This is a genomic window from Actinophytocola sp., from assembly GCF_035634895.1.
GTDB lineage: Bacteria > Actinomycetota > Actinomycetes > Mycobacteriales > Pseudonocardiaceae > Actinophytocola.
Genome location: NZ_DASQCC010000129.1, coordinates 42,739 through 53,277, shown reverse-complemented (window position 1 = coordinate 53,277; position 10,539 = coordinate 42,739). Strand labels below are relative to the sequence as shown.

Annotated in this window: 9 protein-coding genes; 4 read left to right on the top strand and 5 right to left on the bottom strand. The window is 71.7% G+C overall.

What is annotated here, in order from left to right; genetic code table 11:
• On the top strand, positions 1 to 1,961 hold a 1,961-nt coding region (locus VET29_RS19065), incomplete at its 5' end, for a DUF3488 and transglutaminase-like domain-containing protein (protein ID WP_324922161.1).
• On the opposite strand, the gene VET29_RS19060 is transcribed toward VET29_RS19065, so the two are convergent.
• A complete protein-coding gene (locus tag VET29_RS19060) occupies positions 1,945 to 2,562 on the bottom strand; it encodes a hypothetical protein (RefSeq protein ID WP_324922158.1) in 618 nt (205 codons plus the stop codon). The two genes, VET29_RS19065 and VET29_RS19060, sit on opposite strands and share 17 nt — an antisense overlap.
• Before the next feature lie 168 nt (positions 2,563 to 2,730).
• Between VET29_RS19060 and VET29_RS19055 the strand changes: the two genes are divergently transcribed.
• On the top strand, positions 2,731 to 3,213 hold the full coding sequence (locus VET29_RS19055) for an HAD domain-containing protein (protein ID WP_324922156.1): 483 nt from the start codon (positions 2,731 to 2,733) through the stop codon (positions 3,211 to 3,213).
• 134 nt (positions 3,214 to 3,347) lie between these two features.
• Here VET29_RS19055 and VET29_RS19050 read toward each other — a convergent pair whose 3' ends face one another.
• Genes VET29_RS19050 through VET29_RS19040 form a run of 3 tightly spaced genes read right to left on the bottom strand, consistent with a single transcriptional unit; the run spans position 3,348 to position 6,343 of the window.
• The gene (locus tag VET29_RS19050) at positions 3,348 to 4,010 is read right to left on the bottom strand and encodes a response regulator transcription factor (protein ID WP_324922153.1); all 663 of its coding nucleotides are present in this window, start codon (positions 4,008 to 4,010) and stop codon (positions 3,348 to 3,350) included.
• Entirely contained in the window at positions 3,998 to 5,098 is a 1,101-nt protein-coding gene (locus VET29_RS19045; RefSeq protein ID WP_324922151.1) for a sensor histidine kinase, read from the bottom strand. Before VET29_RS19045 ends, VET29_RS19050 begins: the two co-directional genes overlap by 13 nt.
• 45 nt (positions 5,099 to 5,143) lie before the next feature.
• A complete protein-coding gene (locus tag VET29_RS19040) occupies positions 5,144 to 6,343 on the bottom strand; it encodes a serine hydrolase domain-containing protein (protein ID WP_324922149.1) in 1,200 nt (399 codons plus the stop codon).
• Positions 6,344 to 6,506: 163 nt separating this feature from the next.
• Between VET29_RS19040 and VET29_RS19035 the strand changes: the two genes are divergently transcribed.
• Entirely contained in the window at positions 6,507 to 7,643 is a 1,137-nt protein-coding gene (locus VET29_RS19035; protein ID WP_324922147.1) for an MFS transporter, read from the top strand.
• Positions 7,644 to 7,881: 238 nt separating this feature from the next.
• Positions 7,882 to 9,207, top strand: a complete 1,326-nt coding sequence (locus VET29_RS19030; protein ID WP_324922144.1) for a serine/threonine-protein kinase — start codon at positions 7,882 to 7,884, stop codon at positions 9,205 to 9,207.
• A gap of 21 nt (positions 9,208 to 9,228) precedes the next feature.
• On the opposite strand, the gene VET29_RS19025 is transcribed toward VET29_RS19030, so the two are convergent.
• Positions 9,229 to 10,440, bottom strand: a complete 1,212-nt coding sequence (locus VET29_RS19025; protein WP_324922142.1) for a glycosyltransferase 87 family protein — start codon at positions 10,438 to 10,440, stop codon at positions 9,229 to 9,231.
• Positions 10,441 to 10,539 lie beyond the last annotated feature (99 nt).

Here is a 10,539-nt window from a genome sequence, read left to right as displayed (position 1 = left end):
GTGGTTCGATGAGGTTCTTCGCGGTGCTGTTCACGACCGTGGCCCCGGGTCTGCTGTTCGCGCCCGTGTTCGGTGCCGGTCCGCTGGTCGCGCCGCTCGCCGGGGTCGCCCTGGCGGTGGTCGTGGTCGACGCGCTGGTGGGGGCACCGAAGTGGCAGGTCTACGCTCGCCCGTCGCTGATCCTGTTGACGGGCCTGGTGGCGATCGCCGCGACCACCTTAAGCTCCACTGTGGACGGTCGGCGGCCGGGCCGGCTGTTCGCGACGCTGGGAGACGGCGCGGTGCACGGGTGGCGGCGGGTGCTGGACACGACGTGGCCGGTCCGACCGGAGCCCGCGCTGTTGGTGTTCGTGCCGTTGCTGGTGCTGGTGTGCGCAACGGTGGCGACGGAACTGTTTCGCCACCTGCGTTCCCCGCTGCCCGCCCTGCTACCCGGCGTGGTCGTGATCGGCGTTGCTCAGGCGTACCAGGCGATCGGGTCGGTGGCGGCGGTAGCCGTGGGTTGCGGCTATGCACTGGCGGTCGTGGCGGTCCTCGCCACGAACCGCGCACTGCCCGTGCTGATGACGGCGTGCGCCGTGCTTTTCGGTGGTGCGGTCGGTCTCACGGTCGACCCGCTGGCCCAGCCGCCGGTGTCGCTGGCCGCCGCGGCACGGCCGGCCGGCGAGCTGACCGCGACCAGCCCGCTGGACAGGATCGCCGGACGACTGTCCCAACCGGACACCCCGGTGTTCGTCACACAGACCGACGTGCCGGTGGACCGCTGGCGGCAGACGGTCTACACCCGCTTCGACGGTACTAAGTGGACGGACGACGCCCGGTACGAGGTACTTGGCGCCCGCCTGCCCGGCCACGGCCAGGACCACGACCACGAGGCGACGATCGAGGTACGCACGGAACTGGGCCCGTGGTTACCCGCGCGAGAGGGCCTTCGTTCGGTCGAGGGCGTGCATCCGTTGGTGGACCCGGAAACCGGCGTCCTGCTGACCCCCGATCCGACGACCGGCCTGCGCTACACCATCCACTGGTCCGCGTCCGACGAGGACGACCTCGCGGACGCGTCGCTGAGGCCGGTCACCCTGCCCCCGCCGGCGAACCTGCCGCTGGACCTCCGCGAGGCAGCGGGTGACGGACCGCCGACCATGGCCACGGCGCTGGCGTTGCGGGACCGCTTCGCACACGAGTACACCCTGGTGGCCGACCCGGCCCAGGCACCCGCCGGCCACGGCTACCGCGACCTGAGATCGTTCCTGCTGAGGACGAAGCGGGGTACGAGCGAACAGTTCGCGACCGCGTACGTGATCCTGGCCCGTGCGGTGGGGCTGCCGGTTCGCCTGGCGGTGGGTTTCCGCCAGGGCACCGAGACCGACGAGTCGGGCCGCCACGTGGTGCGAAACCGGGATGTGCTGGCGTGGCCGGAGATCGCGCTGGCCGGCAAGGGCTGGGTGGCGATGGACCTGACCGGCGAGCGGAGCACGTCCGCCACCCCCTCGACGCAGCCCCAGCGGACGGCGCCTTCCCGTGGGCAGAGCGCGACGACCGAGCCGACCGGGGGAATCCCGCCCGTACTGGCGGCCCTGCTGGCACTGCCGCTGCTCTGGCTGGTGGGTGTGGCAACGGCGAAACACGTCCGCCGCAGGTTCCGGCGCGGCGGCACCCCGCGCGAGACCACGGTGGGCGCGTGGCGGGAGACGAGGGACCTCCTGCGCGACCACGGCATCCGAGCCACCCCGACCATGACGGTGCGCGACGTGCAGCGCACCATCGCGGATCCGGCACTGGACCTGACCGTCCTGGCGGCCGCCGTGGACGAGGCGCTCTGGTCCCCAACCCCACCAACGAGTTCGGTGGCCGACAAGGCGTGGAACCAGTACACCGCCGTCCGCCACCACCTGTCGCGACGAACGACCCGGCGCGTGAAGGCGGCTCTCAGCCCGAGAAGCCTCACCCCACTTCGGTAACCTGGCCTCGTTCCGAGTCGACGCTGAACGTGCGTCGGACGGTGTAGTCGAGTTGCGCCGGCGTCCTTCTGTGATGGATGAACAACCGCGCGAGCAGGCGACCGGGACGACCCACCGGAAGGCGATATTCGAAGGCCCCCCACACATGGATCAACACCGCCTCGCCGGGCACCGCCAACGGCTTGCGATACGTCTGTGTGACACCCGGCTGAACGAACGCGTCCGACCAGTTCGTGGCGAACAGGAAGCCGTTCTGGCCGAGAACACGTGGCGGCCCCGAACCGGGTGCCCGTTCCGGTCGGACGCTGTGCCGGAACGCGGGCTCGACGCCGTCGGCGCCCACCTCGACCTCCCCGGCGAGGCTGTACCTGACCCGTCCCTGCACGTTGGTCACGTAACCGGCCCCCGGGCCGACGTTCCTGACGGTCAACACGATGTCGCCGGTCCTCCGCGCGACCTCGCTGCGCAGCAGGACGAAGTCGACGTCGAACTCGACACAGGGGTGGAGGGCCCGCCGAAGCACGAACTGCACGTATCCGCCCACGAGCACGACCACGGTGGCCACGGCGGCGATGACGGACGCGAGTTCGTTCAGGCGCATCGATTCCTCCACTCCGGCGCTGTGCCGGTTTGCGTCCACCCCCGAGGTGATCTCAGCCGGCCTCGCACCAAGAGGTCGCCGGCATCGCGACACTCGTTAGCCGACGAGGTGACCGCGCGGTCGGCACCCGGCCCGGTTGCCTTGTCAGTTGGATACGCTGCCGGTGCCATGACACGGCCGCTGTTGTTCCTCGACGTGGACGGACCGTTGATCCCGATCGGTGGTGGCGGCAGGACCTACCAGGCCGTCGCGTCGTCCAATCCGTTGCTGGCGCGAGTAGACCCGGCGCTCGGGCCGCGCCTGCTGACGCCTGGGTGCGACCTCGTCTGGGCCACCACCTGGATGGAAGAGGCCAACGAATGCGTCGCCCCGCTGCTGGGCCTACCGGCGTTGCCGGTGCTGAACTGGCCGGACTCCCCTGACGACGAGCACGACGCCAGGATGGGCCTGCACTGGAAGACCCGCCGGATCGTCGAGGCGGCGGCGGAGTCGCCCTTCATCTGGGTCGACGACGAGATTACCGACATCGACCGGACATGGGTGGCGCGCCACCATCGGGGCCGAGCGTTGCTCCATGCCGTCACACCTGCCGTCGGGCTCACGATGGACGACATCGACACCATCGCCGCCTGGCTCAGGGCGACGGACTGACAACACGACCGAACGGCCGGTTCGGGTGGTGAGCCGGCCTACCTGTGCCGTGTGCACGTGGCCGTCGTCGGCTTCGGTCCTTCCGTGCTGCCGGAATTCGTCGAACATGGAACCCGTTGCCCGGCGCGCCCGCGTCAACCGGACGGACTCGAGACATCGTCCAGGTATCGCAGGACGGTGAGGACCCGGCGGTGGACGTTGTCGTCCGGCGGGAGGTCGTGTTTGGCGAAGATCCGGTTGATGTACTTGCTGACCGCGCGTTCGGTGATGTCGAGCTCCACACCGATCGCGGAGTTCGACAGGCCGCGGGCCATGAGCCCCAGGACGGCACGCTCGCGGGGCGTCAGCCCGGCCAGGGGGTCGGTGGTGGCGAGCCGGTCGAGTGCCGCGGTGACCACCTGCGGGTCGAGCACCGTGCCGCCCGAGGCGACCACGCGGAGGTCGGTGATGAACTGGCGGACGTCGCTGACGCGGTCCTTGAGCAGGTAGCCGACGCCCTCGTGCGAGTCGGCCAGCAGTTCCCGCAGGTAGGTGCGCTCGATGTACTGCGACAGGAGCAGGATCGGCGTCCCCGGTCGGCGCCTGCGGGCCTCGATCGCGGCGCGCAGGCCCTCGTCGCGATAGGTCGGGGGCAGTCTGATGTCGACGACGGCCACGTCGGGGCGCTCCCGGTCGAGCGCGTCGAGCAGTGCCTCCGGACCGTCCACGGCGGACACCACGGTGCAGCCCAGCTCCGTGAGCAGGCGGATCAGGCCCTCACGCAGCAGCAGGAGGTCCTCGGCGATCACGACGCGCATGGCAGCTCCACCCGCAGCACGGTGGGACCGCCGGCCGGGCTGGTGACCGACAGGGTGCCGTCGAACGCGGCCACCCGGCGGCGCAGGCCGGCCAGCCCGCTGCCGCGCAGCTCGTCGGCCCCGCCGCGGCCGTCGTCGCGCACCTCGACGTGCACGCGTGCACGGTCGGCGCGGACGGTGACCTCGGCCTTGTCGGCCAAGCTGTGCTTGGCGACGTTGGTCAGCGCCTCGGCGACCACGAAGTACACGGTGGACTCCAGTGCCGCCGGGAGCCGGCCGGCGACCTCGACCGCGGCCGTGACGGACCCGACCAGCGGGACGGTCCGCTCCACCAGCGACTCGACCCCGCCGGCCAGGCCGCGGTCGGCCAGGATCGGCGGGTACACGCCGTGCACCAGGTCCCGGAGCTCCCGCAGCGCCACGCCGACCTCGGCGCGGGCCTCGGCGAGCAGGTCCCCGCTGTCCGCGGGCAGGTCGCCGAGCCTGACGTCCAGCAGGCCGAGCAGCATCCCCGCGGAGACCAGCCGGGCCTGCGCACCGTCGTGCAGGTCTCGCTCGATCCGGCGCAGCTCCGCGGCCTGCACCTCCAGCGCGCCGGCCCGGGAGACGGTCAACGCCGCGATCCGGTGGACCAGCCGCCGGGAGCGGGGACCCGCCAGCACCGTCCGGCCCACCATCGCCTGCCAGTGCGGAAGGCCGAGGCCGCACGCCGTCGCCACCAGGAGGAGGCCCAGTCCGCCCACGGCCCCGACGAACGCGCTGGCCATGTCGGTGACCGGCACGAACACCACGCTCCCCGGCGCCAGGCGCCACCACAGGGGCGTGCTGACCGCGATCAACGCGACCGCCCACACCACGGCGGTCAGTGCCAGCAGGCCCGGGCCGAGCACGGCCTGCACCATCAGCCAGGCGACCTGCCTGGCTCGCCCCTGACGACGGGGCCCGGGCGGGACGCCCTGCTGGTCGGCGATGAGAGCGTTCGCGTCCGGCCCGGGATCACGCCCGAGCACCAGCCAGACCGGCCACCGCGCCAGCTGGCCCCACGCGCGCAGCCCGGTCAGCGCGTTGCGGAGCAGGAGGCGGATCACCGGTCCGTCCTTTCCGTGTCGAGCGGCGACGCCGGCGGATGCCGGTCAGCGGGTGCCGTGCCCCCGCGTGGACAGTGTCCGGTGCACGGTGTCGGCGAGTCCGGTCAGCGTGTCCTGGTCCGAGCCGCTGTTCACGGCCAGGGTGATGATTGTCCCGTTCTCCGGGACGTACATGTGCAGCACCTGGAACCCGAACGTCTGACCCCGGTACATCCAGACGGGGCGCCCGGTGCCGGGGTCGATCCGCTGCGCGACGCCGAGCCCGAAGCCCACCGGGTCCTCGGCGCTGACGACCGGGATCGGCCGGCCGGTGGTCACGGAGACCAGCGACCGCAGTTCGCGCTGCTGGGCGGACGGCAGCAGCCGGCCCCCGTAGAGCGCCCGCGCCCACGTGGTGAGGTCCTGGAGCGAACCGACCAGCCCGCCGGCCCCCTGGGCCCAGGACAGGGCGAGCGGTGGCACCGGCTTGCCGAGCCACATGGGCAGGCCGGCGTACCCGATGTACCCGGCCGGCATCCGACTGGCGGTGCCCGGCGGGCAGGCCGGCGGCAGGCACGTGTCCCGCATGCCGAGCGGGACGAGGACGCGCCGGGACAGCTGGGCCGCGTAGCTGTCGTGCGTGACGCGTTCGATGATCATCTGCGCGAGGATGTAGTTGGTGTTCGAGTAGGCGTAGGTGGCCGGCCCCAGGGGCAGTCCGGTGACGAAGGACACCAGCCGATCCGCCGTGAACGTGGCCGTCGGGTCGGACAGGAAGGCCGCGCCGAACGCGTCCTGCTCGCTGTAGTCGGGGATGCCGCTGGTCATCGACAGCAACTGCGCGATCGTGACGTCACGCCACGCCGGGTACCGCGGTAGCCAGGTCCCCAGCCTGTCGTGAATGGACAGTCTGCCCTCGGCCTCCAGCTGGAGCAGCACCACGGACGTGAAAGCCTTGGTGTTGCTCCCGATCTGCCACAACGCGTGGTCCGGCACCGGGCGGCCGGCACTCACGCTCACCGCCGTGGCGGGGCGGCGGTTCGGACCGGTCACCCGCAGCGACACCGCGGTGAACCGGTCCTGAGCGCCATGCGCGTCCAGATAGCTCTGGAGGTCGTTCCGCAGCGCGCCGGCCAGCCGGTCGGTCGGCTGCCGCGCCGCCTGTGCGACCGGCGCGGCGCCCCCGTCGGCGCCCGCGCCCACGACCACCGCCACCAGCGCCATCGCGGTCAGCACCCGCCGCCAACCCGGTGTTGTCCTCGTCATCGTCGTCACCCCTCGTCGGTCGAGCTCGGTGCGGACGACGTTATGGACAACGGACGCACGGGAGAATCGAGCCAGCCCCCCATTTCGATGACATGCCAGCATGTCATCGAAATGGGGGGCTTAATCGCTGTCGCCGGAGAGAGTTGACGGGTACGAAGACCGCGTGCCCTTTCTCGCGCTCTTCGCCGCCGTCCTGCTGCTCGGCGTCGCGGACTCGATTGTCAACTCCTACATCGTCCTGTTCGGCGCCGATGTCGTCGGGCTGACGCCGCTGCAGATCGGGGTGTGGTCCTCGGTGTTCGCCATCGGCGGGATCACGATCAGCTGGTGGCTGGGGCGGCTGTTCGACCGCCGCCCCGCGCGGGCGTACGCGATCGTCGTGACCCTCCTGGGTTCGGCGGGCTATCTGCTGCTGCCGCGGGTCTCGAGCTTCCTCGTGCTGCTCGCCATGGCGGCGACAGTGCTCGGGGCGCTGGGGGCGGCCTTTCCACAGCTTTTCACCCTGGCCCGTGCCGTGCTCGGCGAGGGCGCCGCCGGGCAGCGGTCCGCGCCGCTGCTGCGCTCGGCCTGGTCCCTGGCGTGGGCCGTCGGGCCGTTGCTGGGCGCGCTCGTACTGTCCCGCGGCGGCTACTCATGGCTGATGTGGACCGCCTCCGGGGTGTTTCTCGCGTCCGCGCTGACCGTTCTCCTCGTGCCGCGACCCGGGCCCGCCGCGGTCACGAGCTCGGCGCCCGGAGGCGCCCCTGTCCTGCTCACGGTGAGCGTCACCCTGTTCTTCACCGCGATGTTCGCGGGCGGCCTCGCACTGCCGCTGTTCGTCACCCGTGCCCTGCACCAGCAGCCATCGTCGATCGGCGTGCTCTTCAGCGTCTGCGCCGCCGTGGAGGTGGTGGTCACGCTGGGGTTGGCCGTCGTGCCGGCCCGGGTCAGCCAGCGTGCCGTGATGCTCGGCGGTTTCGGCTCCCTCGTCTGCTACTACGCCGTCACAGTCGTGTCCTCGAACATGCTGATGCTCGTGGTGGGGCAGGTCTTCCGCGCCGCGGGCATCGCGATCGTCGCGGGGGCCGGCATCCGCTACTTCCAGGACCTCCTCGCGCCGGCGACCGGCCGCGCCACCACGCTCTTCGCCAACGCCACCACGGCCGGCCTGCTCCTCTCCGGCATCCTGGCCGGCCTGGCGGTCGAGCACTTCGGCTATCGGACGACGCTCCTCCTCTGCGGGGTGGCGGCCGCCCTGGGCGGGGTCGCCTTCACCCTCGCTTCCCGCCGCCGGCACGCGACGGTGCACGGCGGCGTCTGAACGGGGCGGAGCCCGTCGAGCAGTCCCATGAGGCCGGCCGCGTTCCCGTCGGGTGCGTGGATCCGACGGCCGTGGGGTCGAGACCTGACCGGCACTGTCCGCATCGGACAGAGGTGCCCCGGTGGTGATGAAAGGACAGTGCCAGTCGGCGATCGGTCGCGTCCGTCAGGTTTAGATCTGGCCGAATGATGTAACTCCTGGTGTGCACGGAGGCACCGGGCGAAAGCGAGGCGCTGGCATGGCCGAGGAGGAACACCTGGTCGTCGGGCGCTACCGCCTGTTCCGCCGAATCGGGTCCGGTGCGATGGGCGTCGTCTGGGAGGGTCGCGACGAGCGGCTGAACCGGCCGGTCGCGATCAAGAAGCTGCTGTTGCACCCGGACCTCCTGCCACGCAAGGCCGCCGACGCGGTGGCCCGCTGTCTGCGCGAGGGCCGTATCGCCGCCCGGCTGAACCACCCCAACGCGATCGCGGTGTTCGACGTGGTCGACGAGGACGACGTCCCCTGCCTCGTCATGGAGTACCTGCCGTCCCGCAGCCTGGCGACGGTCATGGCCGAGGAGGGCACGCTCCCGCCGGTCGAGGCGGCCGCGATCGGCGCGCAGGTGGCCACGGCACTCGCGGCCGCCCACGCCGCCGGGATCGTGCACCGCGACATCACGCCGGGCAACGTCCTGATCGGCGAGGACGGCTCGGTGAAGATCACCGACTTCGGCATCTCCCGGGCGATCGACGACGTCACGGTCACCAAGACGGGGATGTTCGCCGGCACCCCGGCCTACATGGCGCCGGAGGTGGCCCTCGGCGCCGATCCGACGCCGGCCTCGGACGTCTTCGCGCTGGGCTCGACCCTGTACACCGCGGTCGAGGGGGAGCCACCGTTCGGCCGTGCCGCCAACACCCTGGGCGTCCTGCACGCGGTGGCCGGCGGCAAGATCAACCCGCCGAGCCGTTCCGGCCCGCTGACCGACGTGCTGATGGCGCTGCTGCGGGCGGATCCGGAGGCTCGCCCGACCGCTGCCGAGGCCCGTGACCTGCTTGCCGCCGTCGGCCGAGGCGAGGTCGGGATGCCGGCCGCGGTGGCCGCGGGTGTCGCCGCCGATCGGACCGAAGCCGATCGGACCGAACTGGTCCCGCTCGCCCGCGAGTCGGCGCCGGCCGCTCGTGCCCGCGGTACCCTTGCCGTCGCCGGGGTGTTCGTCGTGGCACTGGTCGCCGTGGGCCTGTGGCTGCTGGGCGGCCGCGACGGTTTCCTCCCGGCCGAGGAGCAGGCGCCCGCGGACGGGACCGTGCACACGAACCCCGGCCCCACGTCGGTGTCCGGGCCGGTGGCTCCGGTGCGGGTCGAACAGCCCATCAGGGCCGGAGAGCAGCCCAGGACCAGCACGAGCGGAGCTCCCACGACGGCGACGAGCCCGGCCGGCACGTCGACGCCGCCCGCCACGACGGACGCGCCCCCGCCGAGCACCGGCGGCGCGGTGGACCCGACGACCGACACGTCGACCGAGCCCCCGCCCAGCAGCGAAGCCCCGGCGTCGGAACCGCCCCCGACTGCCGCGGACTGACCGGAGCCGAGTGCCGGCCCGTCAGCGGGAGACGTTCGGCAGGCTCGCGACCTCGTTCCGTACGAGCGGGACCTCGCTGGGCTCCCCGGCCGGCCGCAGCACCAGCTCCCACAGCAGCAGTGCGAGAGCGGCCAGCATGGCCAGGGCCAGAATCCAGAACGGCACCGCGGTCGTCCCGTCGCGTCCCGCGCCCTGTGCGAGGAACGGGACGTAGGAGAGCGCGGAGGCGAACTGCACCAGCACGGGCACGGGCCACAGCCGCCGCGGCAGGTGGAACGCCACGACCACGGACAGCACGTCGGCCAGGTAGAAGTACCGCTCGTGCATCGCGGGCAGGAGGAACGGCACCAGTACCACGAACACCGCGCCGAGCAGCACGGTCCGGGCGGCGTTCGGCGGCGTCCGGTTGATCACCGCGTACAGGATCAGGCCGGCCACCGCCTCGCCGGTCACCAGGATCGCGATGTTCCGGACGGCCTCGGTGTTGGTGCCGAAGTCGACGAGCTGGTAGATGTTGGCCGCGTTCAGCGTCAGCTGCGAGTACTCGCCCATCTGGTTCAGGTACACCGACAGCAGCCCCGCCGGGCTGGCGCCGGCCAGCAGCGCGGGCACGTCCAGTGCCACCACGGTCGCCGGGATGGCCAGCAGCGCCGGCCACGGAATCCTTCGCCGGAGCACGAGAACGGCGAGGACGGGTAGCAGGAAGATCACCTGCAGCTTGAACGCCAGCGCCACCCCGAAGAACACGCACGCCAGCCAGGGCCGCGAACGCACGGCGAAGTACAGCCCGCCCACGCCGAACGCCGCGTAGATCGAGTCGCACTGGCCCCACATGGCGCCGTTCATCACGACCGTCGGCAGCAGCCCGACCACCGCGGCGGCGCCGAACGCCGTCCAGCCGCGGGGGTGGCGCACCGCCACCAGCTTGTACACGAAGAACGCCAGCAGCAGGTCGCCCAGGACCGAGATGGTCTTGACGCCGGCCAGGACGGGCACCGGCAGGTACGTGAGCACGGCGATCAGGTACAGGTACGGCACGTTGTAGTCGGCGAACTGGTGGCGCATGGCCGCGAAGCCGCCGTTCGCCTTGATGAAGTCGTACCACTGGGCGACGAACCCCCGGTAGTCGCTGGACTGGAAGTCGTACAGCTCCACCCTGATCACCACCGCCAGCACGACGGCGAGCGCGGCGGCCACGACAGCGGGGATCGAGCGTGCGTTCGTCAGCTCCACGCACTCGATCCGACCAGGCCCACCAATGCGTCGGCTGTGCTCCTCCTGTGAGATCGCACAGCTTGATTTTGGCGACAACTTGTCGTAATGTTTACGACA